The organism is Streptomyces sp. E2N166, from assembly GCF_003671715.1.
GTDB classification, from domain to species: Bacteria; Actinomycetota; Actinomycetes; order Streptomycetales; family Streptomycetaceae; genus Streptomyces; species Streptomyces thinghirensis.
The window spans coordinates 1,473,728-1,491,875 of sequence record NZ_RAIF01000032.1; the positions used below are offsets into that span (position 1 = coordinate 1,473,728).

Genomic DNA, 18,148 nt, shown 5'->3' on the forward strand with positions numbered 1-18,148 from the left:
CCCCCGCCGACGCCGCGACGGCGCGGGCGGAACTGGCCGCGACCCTGCGCACCGCTGTCCGGGCGGCGGCGGGCGGCCTCACCTGACGCGCCACGCCGGTGGCGGGGGAAGGATTTTCCCGCCGCCGCTCGGAGCACCGGACGTTCGCGGCCAGGGGGTGTCGTTTGGATCTTGCACGGGTCGCGGGGCCCGGCACGCGCATCCGCGGCGTTGTCGCCGGTTGCCAGGGCTCCGCCCCGTCGCCCTCCTCCGCCTCGCAGCCGCACGCACCAGACCCCGCCCGGCTCAGGCGCGAGCCACCGTTGCCCGGAGCCGGCCTGATCCGAACGAAACCTTCAGACCTTCCGGTAGGAGTACGCTTCCGCGGCCGCCGCCTCCACGGACGCGAGGTCGGCGCCCGTCGCGGCCGTCACGACCGCGGCCACCGCGCCCTCGACGAAGGGGGCGTCCACCAGACGGGTGTTCTCGGGGAGTTCGTCGCCCTCGGCGAGCAGCGCCTTGACGGTGAGCACCGCGCTGCCGAGGTCGGTGAGGACGGCGACCCCCGCGCCCCGGTCCACGGTCGCGGCGGCGGCGGACACCAGCTCGGAGCTGGTCCCGAACTCGCCGGACGCGGTCCCGCCCGCCGGCGCGATCGGCACCGTCACGCCACCGCCCGACAGTGCCTTCGCCAGTTCGGCCACGGACGTGGCGACCTCGGCGCTGTGCGACACCAGCACGATCCCGACCAGCTTCTCGTCACTCACCGGCCGCCTCCCCCAGCGCCGCGACGAGCAGAGCCGCCGAGGTCGCCCCGGGGTCCTGGTGCCCGATGCTGCGCTCGCCGAGATAGCTCGCCCTGCCCTTGCGTGCCTGCAACGGCACGGTCGCCTCGGCCCCTTCCCCGGCCGCGGCGCGGGCCGCGGCGAACGAGTCGCCGAGGGCGTCCACGGCGGGCGCCAGGGCGTCGATCATGGTCTTGTCGCCCGGCGCGGCACCCCCGAGCGTCCGGACGGCGTCCACTCCCGTCCGAAACGCCTCGGCCAGCTGCTCCCGACTCACCTCGGCGGCGTCCCCGAGCGCCTTGCCGGTGCGGCGCAGCAGCGTGCCGTAGAGCGGCCCCGAGGCGCCGCCGACCGTGGAGATGAGCTGCCGTCCGGCGAGCATCAGTACGGCGCCGGGCGTGTCGGGCGCCTCCTTCTCCAGCGTGGCCACCACAGCCGTGAACCCGCGCTGGAGGTTGCTGCCGTGGTCGGCGTCGCCGATGGGCGAGTCGAGGGCGGTGAGCCGTTCCGCCTCGCGGTCGACCGACGCGGCGGTCGCCGTCATCCAACGGCGGAAGAAGTCGGCGTCGAGCACAGGATCTCCTTGCCTGGTAGGTACGTTCCGATCCTTTCCCCGTCCACCGTCACATGCCCCACCTCAGACCGGGCGTCTTCACCGGCGCGTCCCACAGTCCGAGCAGTTCCTCGTCGATCTCGCACAGGGTGACCGACGCCCCCGCCATGTCCAGCGAGGTGACGTAGTTCCCGACGAGGGTGCGGGCGACGGCGACACCGCGCTCGCCGAGTACGCGCTGAACCTCCGCGTTGAAGCCGTACAGCTCCAGCAGCGGCGTCGCGCCCATGCCGTTGACCAGGACCAGGACCGGGTTGCGCGGGGTGAGGTCCGTCAGGACCGCGTCCACGGCGGCCTCGGCGATCTCCCCCGAAGTCATCATCGGGCGCCGCTCCCGGCCGGGCTCACCGTGGATGCCGATGCCCAGCTCCAGCTCGCCGGCCGGCAGGTCGAAGGTCGGGCTGCCCTTGGCCGGCGTGGTGACGGCGCTGAGCGCGACACCGAAACTGCGTGAACTGTCGTTCACCTGACGGGCGATCGCCTCCACCTGCTCCAGCGGCCGGCCCTCTTCCGCCGCGGCCCCGGCGATCTTCTCCACGAACAGCGTCGCGCCCGTACCGCGCCGCCCGGCCGTGTAGAGGCTGTCCGTCACCGCCACGTCGTCGTTGACCAGTACCTTCGCCACCTGGATGCCCTCGTCCTCGGCCAGCTCGGCGGCCATGTCGAAGTTGAGCACGTCACCGGTGTAGTTCTTGACGACGAACAGCACCCCGGCCCCGCTGTCCACGGCCGCCGCCGCCCGCAGCATCTGGTCCGGCACCGGCGAGGTGAACACCTCACCCGGACAGGCCGCCGACAGCATCCCGGGCCCCACGAACCCGCCGTGCAACGGCTCGTGCCCGGAGCCGCCCCCCGACACCAGGGCGACCTTCCCGGCCGCGGGAGCGTCCCGCCGCACGATCACCCTGTTCTCGACATCCACGGTCAGCTCGGGATGGGCGGCCGCCATACCGCGCAGCGCGTCGGCGACCACGGTCTCCGGAACGTTGATGAGCATCCTCATGGGTACCTCCTAGGGAGCTTGGCAGGCGGGGTGTCTGCCTGCGTTCTTGCTGTTCAGAGCAGGAATGGGCGATTCTTGATCTTGGCGGTCCGGGGTGGTGATGTCGACTTCGATGACGCGGCGTCAGCTTCCTGCGGCGGGTCGACTGTGTACCGACGGGAGCCCTACAGGGGCAGTATCGACCTTGCGACCGCGAAGGTCACGTGAGGCGACGTGCGAAGAGGTCGGGGAATACCGGCCTGGCAGACAGGGCCAAAGCTCAGGATCGGCCCCACGGACTCCGACGCCGGTCGCCGGGTCGTACAGCTCCGGCGGGGCGCGGTCGCCGAGCGACCGGGAGCCCTGTGCCGCACCCGGACCCCGTGCCGGGGCGGTGCACCCAGAGGTGAGGCGGACCCGCACAGGGGCCGGCGGAGGTGCCCCGGTGCAGGACACATGAGGTGCCGCGCGGTGGTGCGGTGGTGCGGACCGGGTGGGCCGCGCCGTTGACGCATGCACGGCAGGCCCACGTGGACGTCGTACGGCTGGGTGGTTCAGTGCGCGGTGAGCCCGCCCTCGACCACCAGTTCCGTGCCGGTGACGAACGAGGAGTCGTCGCAGGCCAGGAAAAGGATCGCGGGGGCGACCTCGTCGGCGCGGCCGGCGCGGCGCATGAGGGTGCGTTGGATGTCCGGCTGCTGGTCGCCCTGGTCGCCCTGGTCGTCCAGGAGGTCCTGGATCATCGGCGTGGCAATCACCCCAGGATGCACCGAGTTGATCCGAACTCCCTGCCGGGCGTACTCGACCGCGGCGGTCTTGCTCAACAGGCGCACGGCTCCCTTGGACGCCTGGTAGGCCGCAGCCGCGCCGCCTTCATGCCGAGCCATGTGCCTTTCTGGTTCACGTCAACGACGCGGTCCCACGCCTCTTCCCGTGTGTCCTGGCCGGCCATGATCCCCGCTCCGTCGTCGCGGGGGCAGGAAGCGGGCGGTGACCGGGAGCGGGGGGTTGCCGAACCGGACGACAGACTGCGGCTGGGCGCGGAGATTCCGGTACCAGTCGGACTTCGGTCCGAAGCATGAGGCGACGGTCCAGCTCGCCTCGACCGCATCGAAGGACACGACCTCCGGAGTGCCACGCCACCGGCGCCGCCATGATCCTGGGCGCTCGACCGGTCGGATCCTCGCAGGCAGGCCGCTCAACGCGCACGGGGCCGGTCTTCGTGGCTGCCGGTTCCCGTCTCGCTGCGCTCTTGCGGCATGCCGGGGTCCGGCCCAAGCTGTCGTTTTCCGTCGTCGGGGAGGCCGATCAGTTTCTCGACGTCGAAGATCCGTGCAATGGGTACGTCCGTGCTGCTGTGGGCGACGATCGAGAAGGCGATGGTGACGGCGATCAGGGTGAACGCGTTCTCGCCCTGCGGGATGCCGGCCTTGAGCACCAGCAGTCCGTAGACCACCGAGGCGAACCCCTTGGGCCCGAACCACGCCGCCGTGAGCTTCTCCTTGCGGTTGAAGTCGGTGCCCACCAAAGACAGCAGCAGCGATGCCGGGCGGATGAGGACGATGCACAAGACCGCCACCGCGTAGCCACCGATCGACAGATCGCCGAAGAGGTGTGGGGTGAGCAGCGCGCCGAAGACCAGCAGCGCCGCGAACTTGGCCAGCTCGGCCAGGGCTCCCCCCAGCGGCTCGAAGGCGTCCTTGGCCTGCGGCGCGAGGGCGGCGATCATCGCGCCCGCGGAGAAGGCGGCCAGATAGGGGTTGGCGTGGGTGAGGTGGCAGGCCGCGTACAGGATGACTCCGACCGCCAGCGGCAGCAGGGGCTGAAGCGAGGGCTCCGCGCCCAGCAGGCGGAATCGGACCAGCCAGTGCACCAGCAGCGGCAGGGCCACGCCGAAGAGGAGTCCCAGGAGGAGCTCACCGGCGATCGAGGCGACACCGACGTCTTCGGCGTGACCGGCGGGCGCGGCGGCCGCGACGAAGACGAGGACGAACGGCAGCGCGAGACCGTCGTTGACGCCGCTCTCGATGTTGAGCAGTTGCCGCAGTCGGGCGGGCACCTCCTCACGGCCCACGATGGCCGAGGCGAACACCGGGTCGGTGGGTGCCAGCACCGCACCGACCAGGAACGACGTCGTCCAGTCGAGGCCCACGAGGAAGTGCGTCAGCAGCGCGACCCCGAGGAAGGCCAGCGGCATGCCCAGCCCGAGCGCACGGGCCGGATTGCGCCAGGACCGGCGCAGGGCCGGGAAGGAAACGTGCATCCCGTCGGTGAACAGCACCGCGAAGAGCGCCAGGTCCGCGGTGGCCCTGACGATGTCGCTGTCCGGGGTGATGTGGACCAGACCGAGGAAGCCGTCACTGACGAGCGCGCCGCCCACCAGGAACAGCAGCGAGGTGGAGAGCACCGACCGGGCGGCCAGCCCGGACAGCAGCACGGCCACCAACAGCGCCACCCCGAAGACGATGACGAGTACCACCTGAAATGCCCCCCGCTCTCGGCCAGGTCCTGCGGCGCCGCTCCGGACCGGCAGGCGCCTCTGCCCTGTCCTCTGCCACAGCCCGGGCCAGGTATGCGTACCCGCCAAGGATCTGGTGCGGGCCGAGCCCTTCGGCGGCGGCGACGGCGGCGGCGCGCAGCCACACGTGATGCCTCCGCACCGGGTGACGTCGGGCATCGCCTACGGCGCGATCGCCGCCGTCGACACCGCCCTGCGAGACCTCACGGCCCGTCAAGGCCGGGGAGTCCTGGGGGCGCGAGGAGGACCGTCGAAGACGTCGTACTCGGTGACGAGGCCGGACGGTTCGTCACGGACCACCGGTGCGGTGGCGGCCGATCCGTAGGACCGGCCGAGACCCGTGTCCGCCCGTGGCGGCTTCCACCAGGACGAGGGTGGTGGCGTCCCCGCCCGGAAGGCCGATGGGGACGCGGTACACGAAGACGGCCAGGTACTCCGCGGCAGGCAGGCCCGTCGTGAGTGTCTGAGCCTATGGCGCCGGATGGGTCACTTGTTCCCTTCGGTGCTGTCGTGCGGTCCGGCGCCGGGGCGGTCGTCGCGGTGGCGGCTGCCCGGCAGCATCTCCTGGACCTTGGCCTTGAGCCCCTGCTTCACCATGGAGCCGCGGTCGCTGTCGCCCTTGAGGATCGCGGTGGCCGCGGCCTCGATCTGGTCCAGCTCCGCGTGCGGCGGGATGGGCGGGACGGCCGGATCGGTGCGGAAGTCGATGACGAAGGGCCGGTCGGCGGCGAGGGCCCGGTCCCAGGCGGACTCGACGTGCTTGGGCTTCTCCACCCGGACGCCGTCCAGGCCGAGGCGCTGCGCGATGTCCGCGTACGGCAGGTCGGGGATGGCTTGCGATTCCTCGAACTGCGGGGCGCCGGACATGGCCCGCATCTCCCAGGTCACCTGGTTGAGGTCGCCGTTGTTCAGCACGGCCACGATCAGCCGAGGGTCGGACCACTCGCGGTAGTACTTCGCGGCGGTGACCATCTCCATCATGCCGTTCATCTGCATGGCGCCGTCGCCGACCAGGGCGATGGCAGGCCGGTCGGGGTGGGCGAACTTCGCCCCGATGGCGTACGGCACACCGGGGCCCATCGTCGCCAGGGTGCCGGACAGGGAGCCGCGCATCCGGCCGCGCAGCCGCAGGTGGCGGGCGTACCAGTTGGCGGCCGACCCGGAGTCGGCGGCGAGGATCGCGTCGTCGGGGAGCTTGCCGTCCAGGGCGTGAACGACGTACTCCGGGTTGACCGGGTCGGCGCTGACGGCGGCGCGGCGCTGCATCACCTCCCACCAGCGGGCGACGTTCTTCTCGACCTTCTCCCGCCAGGTCCGGTCCGTCTTGCGGTGCAGGCGCGGCAGCAGCCGCCGCAGCGTCTCGCCGGCGTCGCCGACGAGGTTGACCTCGAAGGGGTAGCGCATGCCGATCATGTGCGGGTCGATGTCGATCTGTACGGCCCGCGCCTGGTCCAGCTCCGGCATGAACTGCGTGTAGGGGAAACTGGAGCCGATCATCAGCAGGGTGTCGCACTCCTGCATCAGCTCGTAGGAGGGACGGGTGCCCAGCAGCCCGATGGACCCGGTGACGTAGGGCAGGTCGTCCGGCAGGGCGTCCTTGCCGAGCAGGGCCTTGGCCACGCCGGCGCCGAGCACGTCCGCCAGCCGCTCGACCTCGGTGCGCGCTCCGCGGGCACCCTGTCCGATCAGCACGGCCACCTTCTCACCGGCGTTCAGCACGTCGGCGGCCCGCTGGAGGTCCTCGTCGGCCGGGACCGGCGCGTACCGTCCCAGCCCGAGGCTGGAGGGCACCATCTTGAACGCGTGGCTGGGCGGGCTGTAGTCCAGCTCCTGCACGTCGCCGGGGAGGATGATCGCGGTGACGGTGCGTTTGGCGTAGGCGGTGCGGAAGGCCCGGTCGATGAGGTTCGGGAGCTGCTCGGGCACCGTCGCCGTCTCGCAGAACTCCGAGGCGACGTCCTTGTACAGGCTGGCCAGATCGACTTCCTGCTGGTAGGAGCCGCCCATGGCGCTGCGGTTGGTCTGCCCGACCAGCGCCACCACGGGCACGTGGTCCAGCTTGGCGTCGTAGAGCCCGTTCAGCAGGTGGATCGCGCCGGGACCCGAGGTGGCGGCACAGACACCCACCTTGCCGGAGAATTTGGCGTACCCGACGGCCTGGAAGGCCGCCATCTCCTCGTGCCGGGCCTGCACGAACTTCGGCTTGTTGTCCGCGCGCCCCCAGGCCGCCAGCAGACCGTTGATGCCGTCACCCGCGTAGGCGAAGACATGATCGACGTCCCACTCGCGCAGCCGCTGGAGGATGTAGTCGGACACCTTCGTGCTGGCCATGGACACTCCGTTTCCGATCCCGTCAGTGAGCGACTGTCCCAGTGCCTCTGGTTCCGTGGCGCGCCCAGGGGCGCGCGAGGCACGTTCTTCGATGGGGTAACCGTGCGGACACGACGGAAACGTCGACCTCGCGAAGCCGACCCGGTGACGCGGACGTCAGCCCAGGAGACCGGTGCGACACGTCACGGTGAAACCGCGAGCTGCCCCACGGGATTCGATCCCCTGTCGGCACGGTCCGTGCGCTGGAGACCTTCCTCCACCAGATCACGCGCCGTTACGGACCCGAGCGGTCGCGACCACGCGGACCTCCGGCTCCGGCCATGGACCGTGGCTTCGATATCGGCCGCCGGAGTGAAATGGCGGGTTGTACGACGTCACCGGTGTGTCGCGTGGCACTCATCCCTTGCCGGGCGCCGAAGAAGCGCCTTCCCGTCGGAGTCGCCGAGCCGCTGCCCCCTCGGCAAACGGATTCAGCTCCGCGTCGGCCGAATCCACAGCCACTGGTGGACCGTTGAGCATGATGTGCTCGGAGCGGGCACCCTGACATGGATTCCGACAGCAGGCAGGGTGTCGGGGTGGGACGCGAGTCTCCTTGTCCGGAGGGGTTCGAGAAGGTTCAGGTCGCGTGGCTGGTGCTGAAAGGGCCCGAGCGGGACACACGTGAAGCCGAGGAGTACGGCAGGCAGCGGCGCGCACGGCACGAGGCGCCGCGTGGTGTGAGGCACGAGGTGGGCGATGCGCGCACTGACCGTGCGGCCCGGCGAGGAGGAAGCCCTGGAGGTGCGGGAGGAGTCCGCCCCCGTCCCTGCCGACGGCGAGCTGCTGGAGGCGTTTCACGCAACAACCACCTGACGATGTCAAGGTCGTCATCGAGCTGTAGGTGACACGGTACGAAGGAAGGCTCCGGATGTCTCATCGCACTGCTCCACTGGTTGTCGTCATGGGTATGTCGGGTGCGGGGAAGACCACGGTGGGCCGGCTGCTGGCAGGCTCCCTCGGCGTCCCATACGCCGAGGGAGACGACTTCCACCCCGCGTCCAACGTGGCGAAGATGCGAGCGGGCCACCCGCTCGATGACGAGGACCGCCGCCCCTGGCTGGACGAGATCGCACGATGGCTGGCCGGCCATGCAGACGGTGGGGGCGTGGTGACGTGCTCGGCGCTCAAGCGCCGCTACCGCGCCCGGCTGGCCTCCGCCGCGCCGCGCGTCTTCTTCCTCCACCTCGACGGCTCGCCCGAGCTGATCGCCGCACGGATCACCGCGCGACAGGGCCACTTCATGCCGCCCGAGCTGCTCCGTACACAGTTCGCCGACCTCGAACCACTGGGCGACGACGAAACGGGTTCGGCCGTCCCGGTCGACGGTACGCCGCAGGAGACGGCGGCTCTCGCTCGCGCCGCCGTCACCTCGGCCTGACCCGCGTGCCGCAGCCCGCGGCGGTTCCGCCGTCCGGCACGACCGGCTTCGGGCCCCCGGGAACAGACCGGGAGAGCCGGATATGGCGCGGATGCCCGCGGGCGACACTCCCCGGTTCACCTGGCCGCGCACGCACCTGCTCCGGCACGCGCAGCCGGCCCCCCGATCCATCAGCCGCAGGTCGCCGCCCACGCCCTTACTGCGCGCCGCCGACCGTTCCCAGCGGCGCGAGTACCGGGTCGGTGCCTCCACGGTGGTGACGCTGCTGGCCGACGCCGTGGTCCCCGGGCTGCTGGACCGCCATCTGGCCCGGACCGCCTTCGACTGGCAGCAGACGGACGCTCAGCCGTCGCCCGAGGGACCCGGGAACCTCTTCGCGCCGGCCGACGACTCGGACCTGAACCGCACGCGTCGCCGCTGCTTCGTCCCGGGCGTGGGCGCCGGCCGCCCGTACGCCCGTACGCCCGTCAGCCCAGGGAGATGATCAGAGCGTTGCACCACGCCTGTTCGCAGCGTCGGCACGCCTCCGGTCCTGGGACACGACGTGAGGGAGCCGGTCGCCGCGGACGTCCGGAGCATCGTCTCCACGGCCGCCTCGCCGCCGTCCAACCCCGCCCCCTCGTCTGCGGCCGCCGCCATCGCCTCCACTCGCGCCAGGTCCAACGCACCGCGACCGCTGTCGGGGCCGAGCGGTGCTGACGGAGCACGCGGCGGTTTGCGGCGTCCGGCGTGGTGTTACCCCTACGTGAACGGCATCAGCCGTCGCTGGGCAGCACTGGAGGTTTCCGCCGTGGCCACCGCAGTCAGGGACAGGCTCGCTACGTATCCTGCCGATCCGGCGGGGTGGGCCCGGGAGAAGGTCGCCCGGTGTATCGAGGAACGCGGCGCCCGTGCGCAGGCGTGTACCGCGTGCGCGGCCCGCGGGGCCTGTCGGAGGAGAAGGTCAGTGAACTGACCGAGTTCATCCGTACGAACGCCGACCGGGCCGACATCACCCGCGCGATTCTCCAGGCGTTCGCGACCGTCTGCAAAGCCTGTGCCGACGAGTGCGAGCGCCGTGCCGACCGGCCCGATGGTCCGCGAGGAAGGAATGCTCGGGGCGGCCCGGGGATACCCGGCGGGCCGACCACGCCGCGAGGAGGCATTGCATGTCCGTGGGTGAGAGAACGTCGGCGCGCGCGGCGCGCGGCAACCGGACCCTGCCGGGACGATCCGGCCGTTCCGCCACCGCCCGGGCTGGTGAGGGCGTATGAGCGCCACGACGGCGGCGCTGTCGCTGCTCGGCATCTCCCTGATCGCCGTCGGCGGTGTGTACGGGGCGGCGTCGGTGGTGCGGATCGGTTCCGGCGCGCTGGGCGCTGCGCCGTTCGGGTCCGGGCTGGAGCCCACGGAGCACGCGGTGAGCCGGTTCCATGTGCGCTGGTACACGGTGACGATGCTCTTTCTCGCCTTCGACATGGAGATGGTCTTCATGTATCCGTGGACGCGCGTGATCTCCGCCATGGGACCGAGCGCGGTGATCGAGATGTTCGTCTTCCTCGCCGTCCTGGTCACTGGGGTCGTCTACGCGTGGCGGGAGGGCGCGCTGCGATGGACCTGACCGGCCTGGGCCTGCGTGTCACCGCGGCGCGACCACACGTGCTGCTGGCGACAGTGCCGGGCGGGGCAGCGGTACGGCTGGCAGCCGAGCGGCTGCTGAGCTCGCGCGACTGGCCACAGGTGCCCACTCCGGCCCAGGCCGATCTCCTCCTCGTGGCCGGTCCGGACTCCCCGGAGTCGCAGGCGGCGCTCGAGCGGCTGTGGCGGGACCTGCCCGCGCCGCGCGCCCGGGTGCACGCCCGCACGGCTGATGAGGTGGAGGCCGCGCTGGACGCCGGCCGTGCCCTCCTCGGTTCACCGGCCGTCCAGCACGAGTCAGCCGCGCTCCCGGCCGAAGCGGGCGGACACCAGGAGGGAGAACATGGTTCGCGGGAGCGGCACGAGGGTGATGGCCAGGCTCCCGGCCATGGTGGTGAAGGTGGCGGGCAGGGGGAGCGCCGGGCGGATGACGCCCACGGTGGGCCCGGCGGCGGGCACACCCCGCACGATGCCGGCCAGGACAGGGAGGCAGAGCACGGCGATGGAGGTCAGGCCCACGACGACCAGGACGCCGACGGGCACGGCAACCCCGGGGGACACGGCGGTCATGGCGGCCACGGCGGCGGGCGGACGGAGATGCCGGGCGGGTTGCCGATGGCCGAGCAGGGTGCGGACCGGGACGGCCTGGCGCTGGATCAGCTGCATGTGTCGTTGGGGCCGTTCCTGGCCGACTGGCCCGCGGGCCTGACGATCCGTCTGGTGCTGCAGGGCGACGTCGTTCAGCGGGCCGGCGTGGACGAACCGGCAACACCCGCCGCCGGCGGAGCGGCTGAACCCTACTGGGCGCAGCCGTGGCTGCGGGTGGCCTCTGGTGAACGGGTGCCCGTGGGCGAGGCGGTGCGTCGGCGCGCGGCAGCGCATCTGGACAGCCTGGGTCGGCTACTGGCGGTGGCGGGCTGGCCGGCCGAGGCGGTGCGGGCCCGGCGGCTGCGGGACGACCTGCTTTCCGGCGCGCCTCGTGCCGCGGTCGCGCCTCGGCTGGAACGCTTCACCCGCAGGGTCGGCCGGTCCCGCACCCTGGCGTGGCTGACCAGCGGCATCGGCGTCGTCACGGCCCAGAAGGCACGGGAGGCCGGGGTGAGCGGGCCGGCGGCGCGGGCCGGCGGGGATGTGACCGCCCGCTACCGGCAGTGGCTCACCGACATCCGGCGTGACCTGCCGCGGCTGGAGGACGCCGCGCCTCTGGACGTGGCGATGGAGGAGAGCCCACGTGGTCTCTGGAGTGCCGAAGACCCGCCGTCGGCCGCCCTGATCGCGCTGCTGCCCCGGTTGCTGGAGGGAGCCGAGCTGGCTGCGGCCCGCCTCGTCGTGGCCAGTCTCGACCCCGAGCCGGACGAACTGGCCGCCCGCAGCGCGGTGGAGGTGGCGCGTGGTTGAGGCGGGGGCGTGGTGGACGCTGCTGGCCGCTCCGGGACTGCTGGTTGTCCTGGCGGCGCTGGCGGTGGCCGGCAACGCGGTGCTGGACGCGAGGAACGCGGGCCGGCCCGTCGGCGTCGCCGGCGCGGTGCGGCCGTTTCTCGATGTGCCGCGGGCGCTGGTGGTTCAGCCGCGGCGGCTGCCCGCCGCGGACCGGCTGCTGTGGCGGGCGGGTGTGGTGACCGTGCCGGTGGCCGCCGTGCTGTCGACGCTGGTCATCCCATTCGGGGGCCATGTGGTCGCCGACCTGTCGGTCGGGGTGGTGTGGTTCAACGCCATGGAGGTGCTGACCTGGGCCGGGCTGTGGCTGGCCGGTTGGGGGCCCAACGCCGCCTTCTCCCTGGTCGGAGGGTACAGGTTCCTCGCTCAGGGCCTGGCCTACGAGCTTCCGTTGATGTTCGCGCTGATCTCGGCCGCCACCGGTGCCGAGTCGCTGCGGGTGGGCGACATCGCCGCCGCGCAGGACGGGCTGTGGTACGCGGTGTGGATGCCGGTCGCCTTCGCCGCCTATCTGGCCGGTGTGCTGGCGTTCAGCTTCCTGGGCCCGTTCGCCTATCCGGCGGGCCGCGACCTGGCCGGCGGTGTTCTGGGCGAGGTGTCCGGGGTGGACCGATTGCTGCTGCGGGCCGGCCGGTGGCTGTGGCTCGCGTCCGGCGCGGCCATGGCCGTGCCGCTGTTCCTGGGTGGTGGGGCCGGGCCCGGTTTGCCGGCCTGGGCGTGGTCGCTGGTCAAGACGCTGCTGGTACTCGGTCTGCTGGTGTGGGGGCTGCGGCGGCTGCCGGTGATCCGCGCGGACCGGTACGTGGAGTTCGCCTGGGTGGTGCTCATCCCGCTGACGATCGTGCAGGCCCTGGTACCGGCTGTGGTGAACCTCAACCGATAGGAAATAGGGAGGGACCGCGTCATGGGCACGACCGACACCGTGCTGCTGGCGGCTCTGGGCGTACTCGCCCTGGTCTTCGGCGTGCTGGTGTTCACGCTGAACTCGATGGCCCGGGTCACGTTCTCGCTGCTGGCGGCCCTGGTCTGCGTCGGCGGCATCACGGCCGTACTCGGTCTGCCCTATCTGGGCGTGGTCATCGTGCTGATGATGGTCATGGAAATGGTGATCATGGCCGTGTTCATGATCGCCTACATGATGAACCCGGCCGGTCTGATGCCGATGTCGATGCTGCACAACAAGCGCGGAGCCCTCACCATCAGCGGCCTCGTCTTCGTGGCGCTGGCCGCCGGGATCTTCCTTGTGTCCTGGCCGGACCGCACCGCGTCCCGGCCCAGGGACACGACTTTCCAGGTCGGCAGGGCCTTGATGGCCGAACAGATGCTGACCATGGTCCTCCTCGGGTTCGTGCTGCTGGCCACCATGGTCGGTGCCACCGTCCTCGCCACGCACCGGGGCCGTTACGACCGCTTCGGCGACGACCTCGACCAGCGGCCGGCCAAGGACCCGGCCGGCGGAGGAGTGGGCCGGTGACCTTCGAACTGATCCTGGTACTGGCCGCGGGCCTGTTCTCCACCGGCCTCTTCGGCGCGCTGTCCCAGCAGTCCATCGTCATGATCATGATGGGGATCGAGCTGATGATCGGCGGCGTCATCGTCGCGGCCGCCGATTTCTGGCACTTCCTCGCCCCCGGGGCGCCGAGCGGCCAGGTGGTGATCGTGGCGGCCGTGGTCGCGATGGCGGTGGAGATGGCCATGGGCTTCGCCGTGACCACCGCGATCTACCGCGCCCGCCGGGTCGACATGACCGACATGGCCGGCGAGCTGAAGGGATGAGCGCGGTGATCTGGCTGCTGATCTCCCTCCCCCTCGGCGCGGGAGCAGTCCTGGGCGTGACGGGGGCTCGCTACAACCGGCTGGTTCCCGCTCTGGGCGTGGCGGTGGCCGTGGCGACGCTCGGTGTGGCCGTCGCCGCCTCGGTGGTCCTGCCCCGGACGAGTGCCCCGCTGTTCGCGGGGCTGCGGGCGGGTCTGGCGGTGGACGGGCTGTCCGCGTTCATGGTGGTCACCGTGGCGGCGGTCACCACCGCCGTCCTGGCCTTCGCCGCGGGCGAGTTCGGACCGGACGAGAACCGGGGTCGCTTCTTCGGACTGATGCTGGTCTTCTCCGGGTCCATGCTGGCCACGGTCACGGCGACCACGCTGCCGTTGCTGCTGATGGCCTGGGAGGTGATGGGTGCCACCAGCTGGGCGCTGATCGGCTACTGGTGGCGGCGGCCGGAGCGGGCGCGGGCAGCGGATGTCGCGTTCCTCACCACCCGTACCGCCGACCTCGGTCTGTACCTGGCCGCCGGTGCGGCGATGGCCGGCGGTGCCGGATCGCTGGACCTTCAGGCCCTCCCGGACGCCACCTCGCCATGGCTGCATGTGATCACCGCGGGTGTGGTCGTGGCCGCGCTGGGCAAGTCGGCGCAGCTGCCGTTCTCGTTCTGGCTGTCGCGGGCCATGCAGGGTCCGAGTCCGGTGTCGGCGCTGCTGCACTCGGCGACCATGGTCGCCGCCGGCGCCTACCTGCTGCTGCGCCTGCACCCGCTGCTGGCCGCCACCGGCTGGGCCGGGCCGCTGGTGGCCTGGACCGGCGCCGCCACCGCACTCTGCCTGGGCGTGGTCGCTGTCGCCCAGCGGGATCTGAAGCAACTGCTCGCGGCGTCCACCTCCTCCCAGCTCGGGTTCATGGTCCTGGCCGCGGGCAGCGGCGGCATCGCCGCCGGCACCACCCAGTTCGTCGCGCACGCCGCCACGAAGTCAGGGCTGTTCCTCGCCGCCGGTGCCTGGCTGACCGCGCTCGGCACCAAGCGACTGCCGGCCCTGCGCGGTGCCGCCCGCACCCACCGTCTGGTCGGCGTCGCCTTCGCAGTCGGCGCTCTGACACTCGCCGGACTGCCGCCGCTGTCGCTGTGGGCGGCCAAGGACGAGGTCCTCGCCTCCGCGCACGCCGAGAGCACCGGCCTGTACGCCGTGGGGCTCGCGGCGGCCGCCGTCGCCGCCGTCTACAGCGTCAAGGCCCTGTGGTACGTCACCCGGCCGCTGCCCGACGACCCGGCGGCCGGCTACGACACCGAGCGGGACGGCACCCGCCGTACCGCCCGCACGACCCCTGGCCCGCTGCTCGTTCTCACCTTCGCCGCCGCCGTACTGGGAGTGCTGGCCCTGCCCGGACCGGCGTCCTGGCTCAAGCGGCTGGTCGGGGCGCCGGACGAGCCGTCGCCGAAGCCGTGGGAACTGGGTTTGAGCGCCGGTGTCGCGTTCGCCGCCGCGGGCCTGGCCTGGTGGTGGGCCTCCCGCCCGGCGCCCGTGCCGCGTCCCGTGGTGCGGTGGGCGCGGGGATGGCTGCACCTGGAGCGGGCCGCGCAAGCGCTGGTGATACGGCCCGTCCTGGGGCTGGCGCGGGCGCTGGCCGTCTTCGACGACCGCGTCGTCGACGGCGCGGTACGCCGGGTCGCGCGCGGCGGGCTCGCCACGGCCAGGATCGCCGGCCGAGTGGACGACGGCGGCATCGACGCCGCGGTAGGGCAGACCGCTCGCGGCGGCCTCGCCGGCGCCCGGCTCGCCGGTCGGCTGGACGACGGCGGCATCGACGCCGCCGTGGAAGCGGTCGCCGCCGGCGCCCGCGGTCTGGGCCGGGCGGCGCGCCGACCGCAGACCGGGCTGCTGCACCAGTACTACGCCCAGGCCGCCGTGGGCTTCGCCGTACTCGTCCTGATCGTGCTGTTGGTGAGGTAGCCCTGTGCTGAGTGTCATCACGTTCCTCCCCCTACTGGCCTGCGCGCTCCTGCTGCTCCTGCCGCGGGCGCTCGCCGACAGGACGTACATCCGGGTGTGGATCGCCACGGCCGCCGTCGACCTCGCACTGGTCGTCGCCGTCTGGATCGACTTCGACCCGGGGGAGGGGATGCAGTACCAGCAGCGGGTGCGGTGGATCCCCAGCGCCGGGGTCGGCTACCACGTCGGTGTCGACGGCCTGTCCCTCCCCCTGGTCGCGCTGACCTGCCTGCTGTTCCTCGCCGTTGCCGTGTACTCGCTCAAGGAGCGGCAGCGGGTGCGCGGTTACGTGTGCCTGTTCCTGTTCCTGCAGTCCGTCAGCCTGGGCCTGTTCGTCGCGCAGGACCTGATCCTGTTCTTCGTCTTCTTCGACCTGTCCATCGTCGGCATGTTCTTCGTGATCGCCGGATGGGGCCACGGCGAGCGGGGCAGGGCGGCGGCGCAGAAGTTCTTCCTCTACACCTTCATCGGCTCGCTCGCCCTGCTGCTCGGCTTCATCGGCCTGTACCTCGCCGCCGAACCCCACACCTTCGACCTCGTCGACCTCACCCGCGCCAACCCGCTCGCCGGCCGCGGCCCGTACGCCGGCCTCGTACTGCTGGCCATCGGCGTCGGCCTGGCGGTCAAGACCCCGACCGTGCCGTTCCACACCTGGCTGCCGCCCGCCCACACCGACGCCCCCGCCGCCGGTTCGGCGATCCTCGCCGGGATCCTGCTGAAGATGGGCACCTACGGATTCGTCCGCATCGCCATGCCCCTGCTGCCGGGCAGCTGGCGCCAGTACGCCCTGGTCATCGTCGTCGTCGGCGCCGTCTCCGTGGTCTACGGGGCGCTGGTCGCCCTGGCGCAGACCGACTTCAAACGGATGATCGCCTACACGTCGGTCAACCACATGGGCTACGTCGTCCTGGCCGTCGGTGCCGCCGGGACGCTGGCCGGCACCGACGCCCAGGCCCGCTCCCTCGCGGTCACCGGGGCGGTCACCCAGATGGTCAGCCACGGCCTGATCACCGGCGCCCTGTTCCTGCTGTCCGGCGTGCTCTACGACCGGGGGCGGACCTACGCGATCGACGCCTACTCCGGTCTGGCCGCGCACACCCCGCGCTTCGCCGGCGTCACGGCCGTCGCGGCGTTCGCCGGCCTCGGCATTCCCGGCTTCTCCGGGTTCATCGCCGAGTTCCAGATCTTCACCGGCTCCCTGGCCTCCCAGGCGATCGCCACCGCCATCGCCCTGACCGGCATCCTGATCACCGCTGCCCTGTTCCTGCGTGCCCTGCGCTCGATGTTCCTCGGCGTCCCGCGACTGCCACGGACCGTCCCCACCGGCGGCATCAGCGACCTCGAACGCACCGAGACCGTCCCGACGGTGACGCTGCTGGCGGTGGCGCTGGTGATCGGCGTCGTGCCGCGCTGGCTGCTGGACGTCATCGAACCCGCCAGCCGCACGGTGATCGAACTGGTGGCCCGGTGAACGAGAACCTCGCCGCCCTCGTCCCCGAACTCGCCCTCCTCGGCACCGCCGTCATCGGTCTGCTCGCCGGTTCCTGGCTGCCCCGCCGACGACAGTGGATCGTCGCGGTCCTCGCGGCAGCCGCCTGTGCGGCCGGTCTGGTCGCCACCGGCATCACCATGGCCACCGAACGCGAACAGACCGTCTTCGCGCACGCGTTCGCCGTCGACACCGCCACCGGCTTCGGCCGCCTGACCGTCCTCGGCGCCCTGCTCCTGATCCTCGGTATGTCCGTGGAAACCGTCCGCGGCCACAAACGCGAAACCGAATACTGGGTGCTGATCCTGCTCACCGGGGCCGGCACCCTCGCCCTGATCGGCGCGAACGACCTGCTGACGCTCTTCGCCGCCTACCTGCTCGCCAGCATCCCCGCCTACGCCCTCGCCGCCTACGCCAAGGACGAAGGCGGCACCGAAGCCGCCCTGAAGTACTACCTGATGGGCGCCCTGCTCGGCACCACCATGCTCGCCGGCACCGCTCTCCTGTACGCGGCCGGCCACAGCACTCTCTACCGTGAGCTGAACAGCGCGCTGCCCACCGCCGCCCACGGACTGGTCGCTGTCGGACTCATCGGCGTCCTGGCCGGCCTCCTGTTCAAGGCGGGGGCGGTCCCCGCGCACTTCTGGGTCCCCGACGTCACCGACGGCGCCCCCACCCCCGTCGCCGCCTACGTCACCACCCTGCCCAAAATCGGCGGCCTGATCGCCGGCTACCGCCTGCTTCACCAGGCCCTGCCCGGCACCGACGTGAACTGGCCCCTGCTGCTGGCCGTCATCGCCGCCGTCACCATGACTCTGGGCAACCTGGCCGCGTTCTTCCAGAGCTCCGTCAAACGCCTGCTCGCGTACTCCACCATCAGCCAGGTCGGCTATCTCCTGATGGCTCTGGCCGTCGCCACCCGCACCGACCTGGCCCAGAAGAGCCTGCTGTTCTATCTCGCCGCCTACGCCGCCACCAATCTCGCCGCCTTCGCCGTCGTCACCGAACTCCCGCACGCCCGCACCCTCGACGACTACCTCGGCCTCGCCCGCCGCCACCCCGGCCTCGCCGCCGTCCTCGTCGTCTGCCTCCTCGGCCTGGTCGGCACTCCGCCCACCGGCGTCTTCCTCGGCAAACTGGAGATCTTCAGTGCGGCCGTCGACGGCGGCTTCACCTGGCTCGCCGTCCTCGCCGTCGTCAACACCGTCGCCTCCCTCTT

17 protein-coding genes and 1 pseudogene are annotated in these 18,148 nt (G+C 71.8%); 11 read left to right on the forward strand and 7 right to left on the reverse strand.

Features of this window, described 5'->3' with window-relative positions; all coding sequences use genetic code 11:
* Nucleotides 1-335: 335 nt before the first annotated feature.
* From EBH09_RS33580 to EBH09_RS33600, 5 genes and pseudogenes are all read right to left on the reverse strand, one after another.
* Nucleotides 336-746, reverse strand: coding sequence for a PTS fructose transporter subunit IIA (locus EBH09_RS33580; RefSeq protein ID WP_121750589.1), 411 nt, complete (start codon nt 744-746; stop codon nt 336-338).
* Nucleotides 739-1,338, reverse strand: a complete 600-nt coding sequence (gene dhaL / locus EBH09_RS33585) for a dihydroxyacetone kinase subunit DhaL (protein ID WP_121750590.1) — start codon at nt 1,336-1,338, stop codon at nt 739-741. The genes EBH09_RS33580 and dhaL overlap by 8 nt, the downstream gene beginning before the upstream one ends.
* Before the next feature lie 49 nt (nt 1,339-1,387).
* The gene (gene dhaK, locus EBH09_RS33590; RefSeq protein ID WP_121750591.1) at nt 1,388-2,380 is read right to left on the reverse strand and encodes a dihydroxyacetone kinase subunit DhaK; all 993 of its coding nucleotides are present in this window, start codon (nt 2,378-2,380) and stop codon (nt 1,388-1,390) included.
* A 533-nt stretch (nt 2,381-2,913) separates the two neighbouring features.
* Nucleotides 2,914-3,302: pseudogene (locus EBH09_RS33595) on the reverse strand (SDR family oxidoreductase); the annotation flags it as partial.
* Between the two features lie 255 nt (nt 3,303-3,557).
* Nucleotides 3,558-4,838 carry a cation:proton antiporter gene (locus EBH09_RS33600; protein ID WP_121750592.1) on the reverse strand — a complete coding sequence of 427 codons (1,281 nt, stop codon included), beginning with the start codon at nt 4,836-4,838 and terminating at the stop codon, nt 3,558-3,560.
* A 115-nt stretch (nt 4,839-4,953) separates the two neighbouring features.
* Between EBH09_RS33600 and EBH09_RS33605 the strand changes: the two genes are divergently transcribed.
* Entirely contained in the window at nt 4,954-5,202 is a 249-nt protein-coding gene (locus tag EBH09_RS33605; RefSeq protein WP_121750593.1) for a hypothetical protein, read from the forward strand.
* A 161-nt stretch (nt 5,203-5,363) separates the two neighbouring features.
* Here the strand turns inward: EBH09_RS33605 and EBH09_RS33610 are convergent, their stop codons facing one another.
* Nucleotides 5,364-7,208 (reverse strand): thiamine pyrophosphate-requiring protein, encoded by a 1,845-nt coding sequence (locus EBH09_RS33610; RefSeq protein WP_121750594.1) that lies wholly within the window; start codon nt 7,206-7,208, stop codon nt 5,364-5,366.
* A gap of 907 nt (nt 7,209-8,115) precedes the next feature.
* Here EBH09_RS33610 and EBH09_RS33615 point away from each other — a divergent pair.
* The 3 genes from EBH09_RS33615 to EBH09_RS33625 all read left to right on the forward strand — a co-directional run bounded on the left by EBH09_RS33615 (nt 8,116) and on the right by EBH09_RS33625 (nt 10,225).
* Nucleotides 8,116-8,625: a gluconokinase gene (locus EBH09_RS33615; protein WP_121750595.1), complete on the forward strand. Its 510-nt coding sequence runs from the start codon at nt 8,116-8,118 to the stop codon at nt 8,623-8,625.
* A gap of 82 nt (nt 8,626-8,707) precedes the next feature.
* Nucleotides 8,708-9,109: a hypothetical protein gene (locus EBH09_RS33620; protein ID WP_121750596.1), complete on the forward strand. Its 402-nt coding sequence runs from the start codon at nt 8,708-8,710 to the stop codon at nt 9,107-9,109.
* 765 nt (nt 9,110-9,874) lie between these two features.
* Nucleotides 9,875-10,225 (forward strand): NADH-quinone oxidoreductase subunit A, encoded by a 351-nt coding sequence (locus EBH09_RS33625; protein WP_121750597.1) that lies wholly within the window; start codon nt 9,875-9,877, stop codon nt 10,223-10,225.
* A gap of 314 nt (nt 10,226-10,539) precedes the next feature.
* On the opposite strand, the gene EBH09_RS39535 is transcribed toward EBH09_RS33625, so the two are convergent.
* Nucleotides 10,540-10,812 carry a hypothetical protein gene (locus EBH09_RS39535; protein WP_345940968.1) on the reverse strand — a complete coding sequence of 91 codons (273 nt, stop codon included), beginning with the start codon at nt 10,810-10,812 and terminating at the stop codon, nt 10,540-10,542.
* Between the two features lie 39 nt (nt 10,813-10,851).
* Here EBH09_RS39535 and EBH09_RS39540 point away from each other — a divergent pair, with 39 nt between their 5' ends.
* The 7 genes from EBH09_RS39540 to EBH09_RS33660 all read left to right on the forward strand — a co-directional run.
* Nucleotides 10,852-11,640 (forward strand): hypothetical protein, encoded by a 789-nt coding sequence (locus EBH09_RS39540; protein ID WP_238697601.1) that lies wholly within the window; start codon nt 10,852-10,854, stop codon nt 11,638-11,640.
* Entirely contained in the window at nt 11,633-12,562 is a 930-nt protein-coding gene (locus tag EBH09_RS33635; RefSeq protein WP_121750599.1) for an NADH-quinone oxidoreductase subunit H, read from the forward strand. The genes EBH09_RS39540 and EBH09_RS33635 overlap by 8 nt, the downstream gene beginning before the upstream one ends.
* Before the next feature lie 21 nt (nt 12,563-12,583).
* Nucleotides 12,584-13,153, forward strand: coding sequence for an NADH-quinone oxidoreductase subunit J (locus EBH09_RS33640; RefSeq protein WP_121750600.1), 570 nt, complete (start codon nt 12,584-12,586; stop codon nt 13,151-13,153).
* Nucleotides 13,150-13,455, forward strand: coding sequence for an NADH-quinone oxidoreductase subunit K (locus EBH09_RS33645; protein WP_121750601.1), 306 nt, complete (start codon nt 13,150-13,152; stop codon nt 13,453-13,455). The genes EBH09_RS33640 and EBH09_RS33645 overlap by 4 nt, the downstream gene beginning before the upstream one ends.
* Entirely contained in the window at nt 13,452-15,401 is a 1,950-nt protein-coding gene (locus EBH09_RS33650) for a proton-conducting transporter membrane subunit (RefSeq protein ID WP_121750602.1), read from the forward strand. The genes EBH09_RS33645 and EBH09_RS33650 overlap by 4 nt, the downstream gene beginning before the upstream one ends.
* Nucleotides 15,402-15,405: 4 nt before the next feature.
* A complete protein-coding gene (locus EBH09_RS33655; protein WP_121750603.1) occupies nt 15,406-16,911 on the forward strand; it encodes an NADH-quinone oxidoreductase subunit M in 1,506 nt (501 codons plus the stop codon).
* The coding region (locus tag EBH09_RS33660) for an NADH-quinone oxidoreductase subunit N (protein ID WP_153182757.1) at nt 16,908-18,148 on the forward strand (1,241 nt) is incomplete at its 3' end. The genes EBH09_RS33655 and EBH09_RS33660, both read left to right, overlap by 4 nt.

Coding starts and splice junctions, on each gene's coding strand:
- dhaK (WP_121750591.1), bottom strand. CDS start 2,380: ATGAGGATGCTCATCAACGTTCCGGAGACCGTGGTCGCCGACGCGCTG.
- EBH09_RS33610 (WP_121750594.1), bottom strand. CDS start 7,208: ATGGCCAGCACGAAGGTGTCCGACTACATCCTCCAGCGGCTGCGCGAG.
- EBH09_RS33615 (WP_121750595.1), top strand. CDS start 8,116: ATGTCTCATCGCACTGCTCCACTGGTTGTCGTCATGGGTATGTCGGGT.
- EBH09_RS33620 (WP_121750596.1), top strand. CDS start 8,708: ATGGCGCGGATGCCCGCGGGCGACACTCCCCGGTTCACCTGGCCGCGC.
- EBH09_RS33625 (WP_121750597.1), top strand. CDS start 9,875: ATGAGCGCCACGACGGCGGCGCTGTCGCTGCTCGGCATCTCCCTGATC.
- EBH09_RS39535 (WP_345940968.1), bottom strand. CDS start 10,812: ATGACCGCCGTGTCCCCCGGGGTTGCCGTGCCCGTCGGCGTCCTGGTC.
- EBH09_RS33640 (WP_121750600.1), top strand. CDS start 12,584: ATGGGCACGACCGACACCGTGCTGCTGGCGGCTCTGGGCGTACTCGCC.
- EBH09_RS33650 (WP_121750602.1), top strand. CDS start 13,452: ATGAGCGCGGTGATCTGGCTGCTGATCTCCCTCCCCCTCGGCGCGGGA.